Raw genomic sequence first — 15,850 nt, forward strand, 5'->3', positions numbered from 1 at the left:
CATGAATAAACGACTCGGACCTGTTTTTTCCGCCCTTTTCGCCGCCTCCATCTTTGCCACCGGCCCGGTTCAGGCAGAAGCCCCGGTGGCTTCAGCGCTGGCTACCTTGGATGGCAGCATTGTCGAATTGGTTGGCGAGGGGGATGCCGTCACACTGGACGCCTCCACCTCCACCGATATCGACGACGACATCGCCACCTATTATTGGCAACAAACCGAAGGGAGCAGCGTCACCCTGGATGACGCCAACGCCGAAACAGCCGGCTTCACCGCTCCCACCGATCTGGGGACGGGAGAGGCACTGATCTTTTGGCTTACGGTCACCGACAACGAAGGTGACACGGACATGGACATGGTGATTGTCAATGTCTCGGATGAGAGACCCCCTCCCACTGCCGAGGCAGGCCCCACCCAGACTGTTTCGGAAGGGGAGAGCGTCACCCTCTACGGCTCCGGCTCCCGGGATGAAAACAGCGACATAGAGAGCTACTCCTGGAACCAGATTTCCGGCCCCTCGGTAACCCTCTCCAGCTCCACCGCCGCTGACCCTACCTTCACCAGCCCCGAGCTGGAAGATGGCTCCACCTCCCTGGTGTTCCAGCTGACGGTAACCAATGACTACGGCCTCAAATCCAACGATGAAGTAATCATCAACCTGGTCAATCTCAATCAAGCCCCATCCGCCGATGCCGGAGACGACCAGAGCGCCGATGCCGGGGACACCGTCACCTTGGACGGCAGTGGCTCCAGCGACAACGAAGATGCCTCGATTACCTACGTCTGGAGTCAGACCGCAGGCACCAGCGTCACCCTGGACAGCCTCAACACAGCCTCCCCCACTTTCACCGCCCCCACCACCGATAGCGACGGCGAGGCCCTGCGCTTCAGCCTGAAAGTGTCCGACAGTGAAGGACTGTCTGACATCGACACGGTGATCGTCAACATTACCGGTGACGACCAAGTCCCCATTGCTGATGCCGGTGAAACGCAAACCGTCAACGAAGGGGAGATCGTCACCCTGGATGGCTCAGGCTCCCTGGATGAGGAAGATCAGATCACCCTCTACAGCTGGGAGCAGACCGACGGCCCTTTCGTACTCCTGGACACGCCGGATAGCGCCACAACCACCTTCACCGCCCCCTTTATCAGCGGCTCCACCACCTCTTTTACCTTTGAGTTGGATATCACCGACGCTGCTGGTTTGTCAGACACCGATATCGTCACAATCAACATTACCGATACCAACGAAGCCCCCATTGCCGAAGCCATGGTGCTGGATGCCAATGAGGTGATCGTTACCCAATCCGTAGCAGAAGGAACCACCATCACCCTGGATGCAGGGGCTTCCAGCGATACCGAAGGCAATGTGGCCAGCTACAGCTGGGTTCAAACCAGCGGCACCAGCGTCACCCTCTCCAGCAACTCCGAAGCCCTGGTCACCTTTGACACCCCCACCGATACCGATGACGGCGAAGCCCTCACCTTTGAGCTCACCGTAACCGACGCCGATGGGAAGAGCGATGCCCTGACGGTTTATGTCAACGTTTCCGAATCAGACGAGGCCCCCACCGCTGAAGCCGGTCCCAATCAGAGCGTCATCGAAGGCGATGCCGTCACCTTGAACGGCAGCGGCTCCCGGGATGGTGAAGGGAATATTGCCAGCTACCAGTGGACTCAGCTGGAAGGCCCCACAGCGGTCATTTCCGATACATCCGCTGCCAGCCCCACCTTCACCGCCCCCGCAGCCGATGCCGAAATGGGAGCCATGCTGTTTCAACTGGTGGTGACCGATGAAACCGGCCTGATGGATCAGGACTGGGTGATCATCAACATCACCGACGACAACACCGCCCCCCATGCCGATGCCGGTTCCGACCAGACCGTGGCCAGCGAAACCGCTGTGACCCTCTCTGGAAGCAACTCTGGAGATGCTGACGGGGCCGTGGTTGAATTCCAATGGATTCAAATGAGCGGCCCCCTGGTGGACCTCTCCGATCCCACCGACATGGACCCCTCCTTTGTCAGCCCCACCATCAGCGGCAACGGAGCTTCATTGACCTTCATGGTGATCGTCTCCGACAGCGACGGACTGGCCGACTATGATTCGGTCGTGGTCAATGTGACCGATGGCGATGTCTCTCCTCCCGAGGCTGATGCTGGTGCGGAGCAGAGTGTCGATGAAGGGGAGAGTGTCACCCTGAACGGCTCCAACTCCCGAGATAACGAAGATGACGTGGTGAGCTATAGCTGGGAACAGGTCAGTGGCCAGACAGTCACCCTTTCCGATGCCACCGACGCCAAACCCACTTTTACCGCACCCGATGTCAGCACCGACGGTGAAGTGCTCACCTTTGATCTCACAGTGACCGACAGCGACGGGCTTTCGGGAAGCGATTCGGTGTTGGTTAACGTTTCCGAGAGCAACCAAGCCCCCATTGCCATCGTAGGATCCAGCGAAACAGGAAGCAACGTTGATATCCAAACAGCTGAGGGAGGTAGCTTCGTCACCCTGAATGCCTCCCACTCATCAGATCCCGAAGGAGGTGAACTCACATTTCAGTGGATCCAAACGATGGGTGATACGGTCATTCTGGCTGACCCAACGGCCTCACAGACCATTTTCTCTGCACCGTTAATTACCGATAGCAGCCTCTCTTTGGCCTTTTCGGTGACCGTCACCGATAGCGCCGGGCTCTCTGCCACCGGATCATCCACCATCAATATCACCGATGGGAGCAACAACGCTCCCACCGCCTATGCCGGTAGCGATCAAGCCGCTGAAGAAGGCAGTACCGTCACCCTGGATGGCTCCGGCTCCAGCGATGAAGAGGATGGGGCCAACATCACCTATGCCTGGAGCGCTTCCCTGGCGGATGTGACCTTTTCCGATCCCGCTGCGGCCAACCCCACTTTTGTAGCCCCCACGATCAGTGATGAAACAGCCATCACCATCACCCTGGAAGTGACCGACACCACCGGGCTTAAAAGTGCCGATCAGATGATCGTGACTGTCTCTGACAACGGCCAAAGCGCAGGAAGCTTTACCGTGGATCTGCCGGATGACGCCCTCATCATCACCTCCGCCAGCACCGATCAGGATCCCATCGCCATCGGCAGCCTGACCGGTGGCAGCCTGGTGAATCTGGCGACCGTGCACCAATCCACCCTGACCACCGATACCGACAACCAACCCTCGGAGATGCCCTACGGCCTGATCGATTTTTCCATCAAGTCCACCGACGCCGAAGGGGTGGCCACCATGACCGTCTACCTCCCCTCCCCGGCCAACTCCGATATGAGCTGGTACAAGTATAATGAAACCACCGGCTGGAGCGATTATGGAGATAATGTGGTCTTCAACGACGAACGCACAGCGGTCACCATCACCCTGACCGACGGCGGTACGGGTGACGATGACGCCACCGTCAACGGCCTCATCGTCGATCCCTCGGGACTCGGTTCCGCCAAGGTCGCTGCTGAAGAAGCTGCCGTGGTCGCTGCGGTCACCGTGACAGCCACCGAATCTTCCACCATCACCGATGTGGTGGCGAGCGGGGATGTGGTCACCCTGGACGCCTCCGGCTCCTCCAGCACCAACGGCGACATCACCACCTATGCCTGGACCCAGACCGAAGGGGATAGCGTCACCCTCTCCGATTCCGCTGCAGCCATCGTCACCTTTACCGCCCCATCGGATGTGGGCACCGGCACGGTCCTCACCTTTGAGCTGACCGTCACCGACGATACCGATGAGAGCGCCACCACCACGGTAGTGATCAATGTTTCCGAACTCACCGAAACCCCCACCGCCGAAGCAGGCCCCACCCAGACCGTGGAAGAGGGTGAGACCGTGACTCTCTACGGCTCGGGATCGTGGGATACCCAGGGCGCCATCGCAAGCTACGCCTGGACCCAGATCGATGGCCCGGCTGTGACCCTTTCGGATGCCACCGCAGCAGAGCCCACCTTTGTCAGCCCCACCCTCACCGGCGCCAGCAGCTCGCTGACCTTCCAGTTGATGGTGACCGACAGCGACGGGCTGGTCAATTCCGATACGGTGATCATCAACGTCACCGACCTCAATCAATCCCCCAGCGCCGATGCCGGAGAGAACCAGAATGTCAATGAAGGGGATACCGTCACCCTGGACGCCAGCGCCTCCTGGGATACCGACGACACCACAGTCAGCTACTACTGGACCCAAACCTCAGGCCCGGCAGTGGTCTTGAGTGATCGCAGCGCCAGCCAGCCCACTTTCAGCGCACCAACCACCGACGACAACGGTGCCTCCTTGGGCTTCACCCTGCAGGTTTCCGACAGCGAAGGACTCTCCACCACCGATACGGTGATCATCAACGTGATTGCCAATAACCAAGCCCCCAATGCCGAAGCCGGATATGATGAGACGATTGACGAAGAGACCGTCGTCACCCTCAATGCCGCCTTCTCCTGGGATGCCGAAGCGGATATTGCCAGCTACAGCTGGGAACAAACTTCCGGCCCCTATGTCGCCATCACCAACCCCGAAAGCGCCGAGGCTTCCTTTACCACACCCGGAGTCAATAGTGCCGGCGCCTCGTTGATCTTTGAACTCACCGTCACCGATGCCGCCGGGTTGACCGACAGCGACACCATCACCATCACCGTCGCCGACACCAATGAACTCCCCGAAGCCTCGGTCACCGCCTCTACGCCCGACTACACCATTATCACCAATACCGTAGACGAGGGAGAAGTGGTCACCCTGGATGGCTCCGGCTCTTCGGATGCCGAAGGCACCATCGTCTCCTACGCCTGGACCCAGATCGACGGCACCACGGTAACCCTCTCCAATGCAGATACTTCCATTGCCACCTTCACCGCCCCGGACAGCGTAGGAGATGGCGTCGCCCTGACCTTTGAGCTGACAGTGACCGACAGCGAAGGCGAAACCGATACCGTGACGGTTATCATCAACGTCTCCCAGGTCAACCAGGCCCCCACCGCCGAAGCCGGCCCCAGCCAATCTGTTGAAGAGGGTGAAACCATCACCTTGAATGGTGCTGGATCGTGGGATACCGAGGGAGATATCGCCAGCTACGAATGGACCCAGACCGAAGGGCCCTATGTAATCCTTTCCGATGCCAACGACGATAGCCCCACTTTCACGGCCCCGCTCCTCACCACCAGTGATACATCGACCTCCCTCACCTTCCAGCTGGAAGTGGCGGATGCCGATGGCCTCCTGGCCCGGGATACGGTGATCATCAATGTCACCGACCTCAATAACGCCCCCAACGCCGATGCCGGATCTGACCAGACCGTGGATGAAGCCGAAATTGTCACCCTCTCCGGTGCCAACTCCTGGGATACCGAAGAGGTGCTGACCGACTTTCACTGGACCCAGACCAGCGGGCCTTATGTGGCACTCTCCGATCGCACCGCCATGGAGCCCACCTTTACCGCACCCGACGTCACCGGCACCGGCAAATCTTTGGGCTTTACCCTGAAGGTGACTGACAGCGAAGGGTTGAGCGACACGGATACCGTGGCCATCAATGTCACCACCAGCGATGATCAAGCCCCCGTGGCCGAAGCCGGGGCCAGCCAAACCGTTGAAGAAGGGGATTCCGTCACCCTGAATGGTTCCAACTCCTGGGATGATCAAGCCGCCGTTTCGGCCTACAGCTGGGAGCAGACCAGTGGACCCTATGTGCAGCTTTCCGATGCCACCGACGCCCGCCCCACCTTCACCGCACCCAATGTCACCGATGACGGCTCCTCTCTCATCTTTGAGCTGACGGTGACCGACAATGGTGGTTTGACCGGCAGTGATTCGGTGATCATCAACGTCACCCAAACCAACCAGGCGCCCACAGCCAGCGTGAATGAGAGCAGCATCGATGTGCAAGAGGGCTCCACCGTCGCCCTGGATGCCAGCGACTCCACCGACGTGGATGGCGACGACATCACCTTCGCCTGGACCCAGACCGACGGCACCACCGTCACCCTGGCCGATGCAACAGAATCCATTACGACCTTCACAGCACCCACCATCGATGAAGACAGCGAATCCCTCTCCTTCACGGTGACAGTAACCGACAGCCAGGGGCTTGCAGCCAGCAGCACGGTGGTGGTCAATGTATCCGACACCAACACCACCCCCGAGGCCGATGCCGGGGATGATCAGAGCGCCGAAGAGGGCAGCACTGTCACCCTCGATGGCTCCGGCTCCACCGATGCCGAGGACGGCTCTGCCATCACCTACGCCTGGAGCGCTTCCTCTTCCAGTATCACCTTTTCCGATCCCACCAGCGCCACCCCCACCTTTGTCGCCCCTTCGGTGAGTGACGATGAGGAGATCACCATTACTCTGGAAGTGACCGACAGCAACGACCTGGTGGGTTCTGACATGGTGGTCATCACCGTGACCGACAACGGCGTGGCTAAAACCGATGTCTCCGAAAATCTCCCGGATAGCGCCTATCTGATTGAATCCGCCAGTTCCGACCGCACTCCTCTGGGTATCGGTGACATCTCCGGCGGCAACATGGTGGCGTTCGATACCGTGCACCCCTCGACCCTCACCACCGACACCGCCAACCTGCCAGCGGAGATGCCTTACGGCTTGATCGACTTTGAGATCAAGGTAACCCAGGCGGATGGTCTGGCCACCTTTACGGTCTATTTCCCTGAAGCGGTTTCCGAGGAGATGAGCTGGTGGAAGTATGACGCGACCAGTGGCTGGAGCGAATATGACAATGTGGTCTTCAACGACGAGCGGACTGAAATGATTGTCACCTTGGTGGATGGCGGTATCGGTGACGATGACGACACCATCAACGGCATCATCGTCGATCCGGCCGGACTGGGCACCAAGACCACCGATACCACCACCGATACGACGACGGATACCACGACGGATACCACGACGGATACCACCACCGACACCACCAGCAGCAGCGATTCTGGCAGCTCCGACACGGTGGTGGGTTGCACCTTGAACCCCAACGCCCCTGGCAACGATCCCATGTTGCCGATGATGGTGATTCTCTCCTCCTTCTACCTCCTACGCCGCCGGTTTGGGTTTGGCGGCATGGGAGAGGATAAGTAGAGTCGATTGTGATCCATGCCGGTGAGCAGACAACCAGCCCGACCCCTTGACCGGCTAATCCCTGATCCCCATCTCTGGGGAGCGCTTTTGGCTCCCCTGGGGGTTTGGGGGTGGTTGTGGAGTCAGGGGGGGGGCGAACATTTCCAACCGGGGTGGATTTTGATCCATCCCGGTATTTTTTTGGGGCAGGCGCTTCTCTATCCGGTTTTGGAAGAGTTGGTTTTCCGGGGGATGATGCAAGGGGGGCTCAAACGAATCAAAAGGCTGCAAACGCCTCTCCTGGCAACTCTCCTCACCCCGGCCAACCTGCTCACCTCCATCGCCTTCTCAATGGCTCACCTCTACCTCCGGGATCCCTGGACCGGGCTGATGGTATTTTTTCCCTCGCTCCTTTTCGGCCACTTCCGAGACCGCTACAACCATCTCGCTCCCAGCATCGGACTGCATATTTTATTCAATGCAGGCTATTTTTGGCTTTTCTTCAATCCAGCCACCTTTGGCTGATGCCGTAATCGGGTACCAATTACAGAAAAAATGACTGAGCTCAATCTCTCAGACTGCAATCAATCCATTTCAACCGTATTGGAGAGCTTGGTTGCCACCAGAGCATTCAAGCTGGTACCAGCTCGGGACGCCTCCATAGCCAGAGCCCGATGCAGCCGCTTATCGATCCTGATATTAAACTGACCACTATATATCTTCCGAGAGGGCGCAAGGGGTACCTTCTCTCCTTGAGACTGATAGCTCTCCTTCACCCCTTTCCAGGCGCTCTCAAGCTCTATTAATGCCTCTTCTGGCGAGGCTCCAAAAGCAGAAACAGTCGGCAGCTCCTCAAAATGAGCCAACCAGTCGCCATCCTCATCCAAAAACAGCTCTACTGTAAAACCATTATAGCGATCATCCATGGCGATCAACCTTCCTGGATCTTTAAAAATTGCTTAACTTGATACCCTTTGCCCATCCCTTTTCGGTTTTGGATGGAAAGCCGCGTTCTATCCGGAGCAATCCAAATCCGATGACTGCCTGACTGCCGGTCAAAAACCCATCCAGATATCGTAAGTAGATTTTCAAACTCAGCAAAAGAAAGCCCGCTTGGATTAGTCCGAGCTTTCAAAATAAATTTGTCATTTTTACCCATACCAGTAACTATATTCAGTCACAAAAAGCAGATCAACCCCATTCTAAAATTGAAACAAATACTGAGACAGATACCATCAAAAAACCCGCCCAGGAGTGCCCAGGCGGGTTTTTTGTGTTTCGCTTATCGCCAGCCTGCTTTTATCCGCAGGCTGATGGATAGTCAGTTACAGCTGATTATTCGACCTCTTCAGCAGCGTTTTTGTTCATGTAGCCATAGACGCCCACGCCCACAGCAGCAGCACCCAACAGCAGCACCGGGCCCCAGGCACCAAGTCCCAGACCCAATCCCAGGCTGAGGCCGGAGCCGTTCCAGATGGTTCCGGAAGCACCTGCACCCTTTGCAGCAGCAGCTTTGGCAGCGGCTATCTTGGTGGGGACGGCAGCTTTGGCGGCGGGAGCAGCAGCCTTGGCAGCAGGCGCAGCGGCTTTGGCGGCAGGAGCGGCAACCACGGGGGCGGTAGCGGCGGCAGCGGCGACCGGGGCAGCGGCGGAAGCCTTGGCAGCCGGGGTGAGCACGATCCACTTGCCAGCCTGTCCGGCAGCGATGGGGGCTTTGGAGATGGTGAAGGTTTTACCAATCAAAGTTGCATTCTGCGCTGCGGTGGCGTTCATCTTGAGGGCATAAACCTGGGAGCCAGCCGTACCGGAAGCAGGCTTCAGGAAGAGCCAGCCCTTGGCCTTGGCGGCGCTCATGGGAGGCTTCATCACGGTGAAGGATTTTCCGGAGACCGCTTTGAGCTGGGCCATCTGCTGGGTGCCATCCAGCTCCATCATCACCATTTGGCTGGCGGAGGCGGCTTTGGCGGCGGCTGCACCGGTTCCGGCGGCAGCAACAGCGGCCCCCTTGCCCGATGAGAGCACCAGCCATTTACCCGTACCACCAATCACGGCGGGGGATTTACCGACTGTGAAGGTTTGGCCTGCCAACTTGGAGAGCTGGGCTACCTGCCGGGTGCCTTCGAGCTTGATGGCCACGGTGCCTTTACCGGCGGCTGTTCCGGCTGGATCCAAAAAGAGCCATTTGCCCAATCCCGGACCTGCCGAGGTGACTTTACCCACCGAATAGGATTTGCCAGCCAGCCCAGAGAGTTGGGTGGCTTGGGTTGCGCCTTCAATCTTGAACATCAACGTATTTGCTGCCATCGTTTCATCTCCCCCGAATCAATCAGAGCGTATTTCTCAGGTGTATTCCCCGGCCCCGTCAGCCATCGACGCAAAGGCCTGTCAATTAAACTTGGTCGATCTTTTTTGGCCAGGCTATCAGTGACTGATCGGTAGGGGCAGTGACTGTCGGTAGGGGCCGGCGCGGTGAGTTCAAACAATGACCACTCCCAGCCTCCACTCTCGTAAAGCCTTACCAGAATGACCCGGGAAGCCGAAAAATCATTCTTCATTTGCATATCCTGGGTCAAACGGGGGCTACTCTAACACAACTCTTGACAAAGGAAAAAGTCTTTTTTTTCAATCAGTCAGGAACAGTTCTTATTTCTATTCACAACCATCGAATCGTTCACTCATCCTGCTGAACAAAAAACGAATGGTCCTCAACCTTTACTGAATGAATAGAGAGGAGAAGAAAAAAGGCCAAACGACAATCCATGAATGATTTTGCACGGAAAAACCGGCTGTCAGCAGGGAATGGAAACCGTTTTTCACCCCCCATGCCCCCCTGAAAGATCAGATATCCTCCTCGTGCATCAGCCTCTTTCGAAAGATCCGCAGTTTTTTCACAACCGGCTTGAAGCGGTTCCGAACATCCGAATAATCAAGACTTTCCTTATCTCCCAAGCAGAGAAAACCACCCGATACCAAGCTCTCGTTGAAAAGCCCCAGCACCCGTTCCTGGAGGGAACGATCAAAATAGATCAACACATTGCGGCAGAGAATCAGATGCATCTCACCAAACACCCCGTCAGTGACCAGATTATGCCGAACAAACATCACCTCCCGGCACAACTCCGGATCCATCTCCACCTCCCCCCCCTTGATCCGGCAATGGTCGGTAAAAAGCCCGCTTCCCCCCGCTTTTTGATAGTTTTCGGAAAATTCATTCAGGGAATCGATGGAATAGAGGCCGGTGCGGGCCTTGGCCAAGGCGATTTCATTGAGATCGGTGGCATAAATCTGCACCCGCTTTAAAAGTCCCTCCTCCCGAAGCATGATCGCCATGGAGTAGACCTCCTCACCGGTGGAACAGCCCGCATGCCAAATATTGACCAAGGGATAGGTCTTGAGCAGCGGCAGCACCTTTTCCCGCATTCCCTGATAGATCTTGGGATCCCGAAACATGGTGGTAACGGAGACGGTCATGGCCGCAATCAGGCGATTGTGAAAACGTCCTTCATGGAGCAGGCGGGGGATAATATCGGCAATGTTGTCGAGCATGCAGGAGGCCAGGCAGCTGCGAATCCGCCTGTTCAGGGAAGCCTTGGCATAGTTGTGGAAGTCGTAGCCAAACCGAAGCCGGAGGGTTTCCAGCAGTAGATGAATTTCGATCTCTTCAATCTTTTCTGGATCCATACCGAAACGCTCTGGAGGCTGGCTATCCAACACCATAGGGGCTCAAATCCTGAAAATGAAGGTTGGGAGTGGCGATGCCGTGACAATCCCCCTCTTCCCTTGAAAAAAGCCACTATAAAAGGGAAAGAGGGGGATTGAAAGAGGAAGGTTTGACTATCAATTTTCCAGCTTGGCCAGGGGATTGGCAAAAATGACAGCCACACCAATCAGCTGCCGAGCAGCCTGGCTTTCCCAAATGCTCAAGCTATCTGGAAATCAACCCGGTCAGGAGGGGGCTGGCAGGGAATCAAAATAACGCGCCCGGTAGAGCACCCGCCGGGCATCATCGGAGTCATCCTTGAACGCCTCCCGGGTGTGGAGCACATTGGAACTGATCAACCCCCAGCCCGCTTCAAGACGCCCCTGAAACATCAGCGGATCCGGCTTCTCAAAGAGGGTTTTCAAAGCGGTCACAGCAGCGGTGGAGGTCTCATCCTGCCGCCAGCGGATAGAGATGGTGCGGCTGGTATAACGCATCTGCAACCGGCCATCCGCCTGAACAAAAAAGACCGGGCCGCTGCGGTTGGGGCGGGCGATATTTTCACCATCCATTCGCGCCGGAATGGTCATCAGGCCGTTGACCATCAAAGCACGAATCACCTCTGGATTTTCATCCCGCAGGCGAATATAGGCGATATCGTGATCCCAAACGCGATTTTCACCCCCCTCATCCGCAGGCCGCTCACAATAGAGGGTCAAGGTGCGGGTTTGACGCTCCCAGGGGTGATAGTAGCCGTCCGTATGCCAGCCGATGGCCCGCTTGGAGTAGGGAATATAAGCGGCGGTCTTGTCGCTGGCCGAACCACCAGGAGAGAGAGCGGAGAGCCCCCGACTGTCTGCACCGTCGTGATGATCCAGCTCTTTGACACCCAGCTGCTCAATAATGGCCAGGTGGGGGTGTCGTGACTCTTTTCCCGTAGCGGGCTTGGTGACATAAAGAGCCATGTTGGCTTTGGCACCAAGAGCCAGAATTTTCTCTTTTTCCCCGAGGCTCAAGGCAAAGGGGTCGGCGATTTCCACCACCAAATCCCCCAAAGATTGGGGATAGCCTGCCAGTTTTTGCTCTTTCCACTCCGCATAACCCGCTTCGTTATCCAGATCGAAGGGGTTCAACCGTTTGATCTCGCTCATGTCATCTCCAGTCGAATGGTCCAGCCAAAAGTGGGGCTCCCGTGAATCTCTCATTTGGATTCTTGAGAGGAGGCTTTGAACGAAAGCGGGTATGACGAAGAGAAATGAGACCCTATACATCGCAGGCCTGATGAAACAAACAAAAAAAGGCCCTACCCCCCCGAGACACGCTGGATAATGGCGGAAACCCCCGGCATTTTCCAGCGTACGAGTGCATTGGCGGCACTATCCCGGGAATTAAAGGGCCCCAGACGGACTTTATATTGGCTGCTGCCACTGCCACTCCGAACCCGCACGATGCTGGCAGGAGCCCCTTTTCTTTGTAGATTGCCAGCCACTTTGGCGGCTTGGCGAAAGTTGGGATAGATGGCAATCTGCACCACATAGACCCCGCCCTTGGACGCTTTCCGACTGGCGGTAGTCTGGGAGGGGCTGGATGTTTGACGGTTGGCCTGGCTTACGGAAGCGGGACGCCGTTTGATGATCCGACGCACCTGTTTTTTAACCTGGACCGGCTCCTCCTCCACCGGCAGCACCACAGACCGCTTGGGCAGCTCGTTGTAGAAGGTGAGGCTCACCTGCTCTTCCTTGGCGCTCTCGGGCCGGGTTTTGGGAACAGCCGCCGTTTCCGGGGGGATGGCCGGTGGCTCGGGAATCGGCTCTTCCACCTCCTCCACCACAAACTCCTCCAAAATCTGCTCCTCCACCGGCACCGCCGCCCCCTCGGGATCCACTGAGGACTCCGGCCCCCAATAGTTCCAGAGAATAAGCAGCACGCCCGTCAGCACAAACCAAAAGACAGCTCTGGGAGAGCCCTCCTTACGGTGCCTGCGGTAGCGATTGGATGTGGGATAACGGGGAGTCACATGCTTTCCGGAGCTGTCACGCCGAGTAGGTTCAAGCCGTTGGCGATCACTTGCCTGACCGCCGTGATGAGGGAAATGCGGGCACCTCTGATACCGGCATCCTCATCCAAAATCCGATGGCCGTTATAGTAGACATGAAAGGCTCCGGCCAACTCCAAAAGATAATAGGGAATCCGATGGGGCTCATGGGCGGCTGCCGCCCCTTCCACCACTTCCGGCCAAGTGCCCAGCAGACGGATCAGATCCAGCTCAGCCGTGGCCGTCAATCGGGAAAGATCCCCGCCCCCTGCATCCAGCCCCTTCTCCTTGAGCTGCCGCCACACCGAGCAGACCCGGGCGTGGGCATACTGCACATAAAAAACCGGATTGTCGTTGCTGCGGGAGACCGCCAGATCCAGGTCAAAATCGAGCCGCGCGCCCCCTGAGCGGATGAGAAACCAAAACCGTACCGCATCCGCTCCCACCTCATCGATCACTTCCCTCAGGGTCACAAAGGTACCCGCCCGTTTCGACATGCGTACCGGCTTCCCCCCCCGGGTGAGATTGACCAGCTGGACGAGCTTGACATCCAAGCGTTTTTTCTGCCCGGTCAGGGCTTCGAGAGCCGCCTCTACCCGCTTGACATAGCCGCCATGGTCCGCCCCCCAAACGTTGACCAGTTGGTCAAATCCCCGCTGGGCCTTGTGCCAGTGATAGGCGACATCTGCGGAAAAATAGGTATAGCCCCCGTCGGGCTTTTTCAGAGGCCGATCCACATCGTCCCCAAATTGGGTCGAACGAAAGAGCATCTGGGGCCGTGGCTGCCAATCCCGGCTCTCCTCCTCACTCAATCCCTTGGGCCGCTCCAAAACCCCTTCATAGATCAATTCCTTGGCTTTGAGCTGATCCAAAGCAACCTCAATGCCATTGTTTTCATGCAACGAACGTTCCGAAAACCAGGAATCGAAGATGATATCCATCTTTTCCAAATCCCCACGGATATCGGCCAGCACCCCTTCCATGGCAAAATCGACCACTTCCCGGGGGGGCTTGGGCAGGGGGAGATCGGAAGGGGCGGCAAAGGGCTCGCTTTCAGCCAGCCAACGATCCCCATCCCGATCATAGAGTTCCCGGGCAATCCGGGTGACATACTCCCCGGGGTAGGATTCTTTGGGTGGGTGGCTGGGCAGCCCCTGCACCTCCCGATAGCGGTGGAGCACGCTATGGCCCAATACATCGATCTGGTTGCCCGCATCGTTGATATAATATTCCCGCTCCACCGAACAGCCCACCGCCGTGAGCAGCCTGGCCATCACATCCCCAAACACCGCCCCACGGCCATGCCCCACATGCAGGGGACCGGTGGGGTTGGCGGAGACAAACTCCACCTGCACCCGTTTTCCCTGACCCGAATCAGAGCGGCCATACGCTGTGCCTGCCTCAAGAATTTCCGGCACCAATTTTTGCAGGCGCGCTGTGGCGACAAAAAAATTGATAAAACCAGGCCCCGCCACCTCGCAACGCTCAATGGCGCCGGCCTCCCCCCGGGGTAGTGCTGCGATCAGCTTTTCCGCCAAATCCCGGGGTTTCATCCGCGCCAGGCGACAGAGCACCAGGGCGGCATTGGTGGCAAAATCCCCATGTCCCTTTTCCCGGGGCCTCTCCACCTTGAAATTTGCTGGTATATCCTCTGGCAACACCCCGTCGCTTTTCAGCTGTTCCAAAGCCAGGGATACCTGCCCTTCAATGATCCGCCGCATAAACGCTCCCGTTCGTTGATCAAAAAAATGGATGATTCTAAGGGGCCAGAGCGGTTGAAGGCAATGGCCTCCCAAAGAGAATCGCAGCTCTTCGACCGGGAATATTCGGGAAAGGGGATGGATGCTGCCTGGCCTTGATTCCCAAGGAGGGATATTTATTATCAGTGAGAACAGAGGCAACAATCCCGATAACCGGCTTGCCAGACTGCCCCGCTCCTGGCTCACTCCTCTTTAACAGAAAATCCCTTTTACGATGATGAATCACTCACCATGATCAAAAAATCGTCCCACTCTCCCCAATACCCTTCGACCCTCATCGACCTCATCCGCCACGGTGAACCCGCCGGGGGGGATAAATATCGAGGCAGCCTGGATGACCCCCTGAGCCCCACAGGATGGGGGCAGATGCGTGGGGCGGTGGGGGATCACAACCCCTGGGACAGCCTCATCACCTCCCCCCTGCTGCGCTGCCGGGAATTTGCCCAGGAGGTGAGCCACAAACATGCCCTGCCTTTGAAAATAGACCCCCGTTTCCAGGAAATGAGTTTTGGCGACTGGGAGGGAAAAACCGGCGAGGAGTTGATGGAACGGGATCGGGAACGCTTAACCCGCTTTTGGAAAAATCCCCTGGACAATCCACCACCAGGGGGAGAACACCTGCTGGATCTCGAAAAACGGGTAGGAGCCGCCTGGGAGGAGATGATTCAAGACAACCTCGACAAACATCTGCTTTTGGTGGCCCACGGTGGGGTGATCCGCATGATCCTGAGTCTGGTGATGGCCACCCCCTTGATCCACCTCTCCCGCTGGACTGTGCCCTATGCAGGACTGACCCGCATCCGGGTGGATCAAGTGGAAGAAACCACCATGCCCCGGCTTATCTTCCACTGTGGGGCGCTCTGACGGGTCCGCTGGGGGGACTTATGAAATTGGGACCGCAGGGAAGTGCTCTGACCTAAAAAACAGCAGAGCAAAAATCAGGTCAATTCCATCATTTCAAAAAGCCAGCCAGATCAATACCGATGTTTCCAAAATTTCACAGCCAGCCCCGGCTGCATCCCCGGTAAGCCCCCCCAAACGTGCCCGAAAACTTGAGATGAGAACCAGCAGAGCCCCCCCCCAAACCCCCACCAGGGGCAGGGTCATCTCCCCCGACAATAAATAGAGCGCCCCCCCGGAAATCCCCACCAACCCCCATCCCCCACCCCCGGACAACCCCGCCCCCACACCCCCCCCCCCCCCCCCCCCGCCCACCCAAGGGAGCCCCCAAAAAAAACCCAACCCCCCCCCCCCCCCCCCAAGCGCCGGCACCGCCCACAACA

The 15,850-nt window shown here is 57.5% G+C and carries 11 protein-coding genes; 3 read left to right on the forward strand and 8 right to left on the reverse strand.

Annotation, left to right across the window (positions count from 1 at the left end; genetic code table 11):
• The first annotated feature begins 1 nt into the window (after position 1).
• Together HQL52_13160 and HQL52_13165 are read left to right on the forward strand one after the other, a co-directional pair.
• Positions 2-7,093 carry a hypothetical protein gene (locus HQL52_13160; GenBank protein MBF0370395.1) on the forward strand — a complete coding sequence of 2,364 codons (7,092 nt, stop codon included), beginning with the start codon at positions 2-4 and terminating at the stop codon, positions 7,091-7,093.
• Positions 7,094-7,114: 21 nt separating this feature from the next.
• Positions 7,115-7,597, forward strand: coding sequence for a JDVT-CTERM system CAAX-type protease (locus HQL52_13165; GenBank protein MBF0370396.1), 483 nt, complete (start codon positions 7,115-7,117; stop codon positions 7,595-7,597).
• Between the two features lie 59 nt (positions 7,598-7,656).
• Here HQL52_13165 and HQL52_13170 read toward each other — a convergent pair whose 3' ends face one another.
• The 7 genes from HQL52_13170 to HQL52_13200 form a co-directional block, all read right to left on the reverse strand.
• On the reverse strand, positions 7,657-8,004 hold the full coding sequence (locus HQL52_13170) for a type II toxin-antitoxin system HicB family antitoxin (GenBank protein ID MBF0370397.1): 348 nt from the start codon (positions 8,002-8,004) through the stop codon (positions 7,657-7,659).
• A complete protein-coding gene (locus HQL52_13175; GenBank protein ID MBF0370398.1) occupies positions 8,004-8,231 on the reverse strand; it encodes a type II toxin-antitoxin system HicA family toxin in 228 nt (75 codons plus the stop codon). Before HQL52_13175 ends, HQL52_13170 begins: the two co-directional genes overlap by 1 nt.
• A 176-nt stretch (positions 8,232-8,407) precedes the next feature.
• Positions 8,408-9,376: a hypothetical protein gene (locus HQL52_13180; protein MBF0370399.1), complete on the reverse strand. Its 969-nt coding sequence runs from the start codon at positions 9,374-9,376 to the stop codon at positions 8,408-8,410.
• 534 nt (positions 9,377-9,910) lie between these two features.
• The gene (locus tag HQL52_13185) at positions 9,911-10,753 is read right to left on the reverse strand and encodes a protein-glutamate O-methyltransferase CheR (protein ID MBF0370400.1); all 843 of its coding nucleotides are present in this window, start codon (positions 10,751-10,753) and stop codon (positions 9,911-9,913) included.
• 264 nt (positions 10,754-11,017) lie between these two features.
• Entirely contained in the window at positions 11,018-11,923 is a 906-nt protein-coding gene (locus HQL52_13190; protein MBF0370401.1) for a TauD/TfdA family dioxygenase, read from the reverse strand.
• 152 nt (positions 11,924-12,075) lie between these two features.
• Positions 12,076-12,789 carry an SPOR domain-containing protein gene (locus HQL52_13195; GenBank protein ID MBF0370402.1) on the reverse strand — a complete coding sequence of 238 codons (714 nt, stop codon included), beginning with the start codon at positions 12,787-12,789 and terminating at the stop codon, positions 12,076-12,078.
• Positions 12,786-14,528, reverse strand: coding sequence for an arginine--tRNA ligase (locus HQL52_13200; protein ID MBF0370403.1), 1,743 nt, complete (start codon positions 14,526-14,528; stop codon positions 12,786-12,788). Before HQL52_13200 ends, HQL52_13195 begins: the two co-directional genes overlap by 4 nt.
• A 270-nt stretch (positions 14,529-14,798) precedes the next feature.
• On the opposite strand from HQL52_13200, the gene HQL52_13205 reads away from it, so the two are divergent.
• Positions 14,799-15,431, forward strand: a complete 633-nt coding sequence (locus tag HQL52_13205) for an alpha-ribazole phosphatase family protein (protein ID MBF0370404.1) — start codon at positions 14,799-14,801, stop codon at positions 15,429-15,431.
• 93 nt (positions 15,432-15,524) lie between these two features.
• Here HQL52_13205 and HQL52_13210 read toward each other — a convergent pair.
• A partial coding sequence (locus HQL52_13210; GenBank protein ID MBF0370405.1) for a hypothetical protein occupies positions 15,525-15,850 on the reverse strand: 326 nt, incomplete at its 5' end.

The sequence above is a fragment of the Magnetococcales bacterium genome (genome assembly GCA_015232395.1).
Classification (GTDB): Bacteria; Pseudomonadota; Magnetococcia; order Magnetococcales; family JADFZT01; genus JADFZT01.

Bases quoted from the DNA above. Each gene is read 5' to 3' on its own strand.
- HQL52_13160 (MBF0370395.1), top strand. From the start codon at position 2: ATGAATAAACGACTCGGACCTGTTTTTTCCGCCCTTTTCGCCGCCTCC.
- HQL52_13175 (MBF0370398.1), bottom strand. From the start codon at position 8,231: ATGGGTAAAAATGACAAATTTATTTTGAAAGCTCGGACTAATCCAAGC.
- HQL52_13180 (MBF0370399.1), bottom strand. From the start codon at position 9,376: ATGGCAGCAAATACGTTGATGTTCAAGATTGAAGGCGCAACCCAAGCC.
- HQL52_13185 (MBF0370400.1), bottom strand. From the start codon at position 10,753: ATGGATCCAGAAAAGATTGAAGAGATCGAAATTCATCTACTGCTGGAA.
- HQL52_13190 (MBF0370401.1), bottom strand. From the start codon at position 11,923: ATGAGCGAGATCAAACGGTTGAACCCCTTCGATCTGGATAACGAAGCG.
- HQL52_13200 (MBF0370403.1), bottom strand. From the start codon at position 14,528: ATGCGGCGGATCATTGAAGGGCAGGTATCCCTGGCTTTGGAACAGCTG.
- HQL52_13205 (MBF0370404.1), top strand. From the start codon at position 14,799: ATGATCAAAAAATCGTCCCACTCTCCCCAATACCCTTCGACCCTCATC.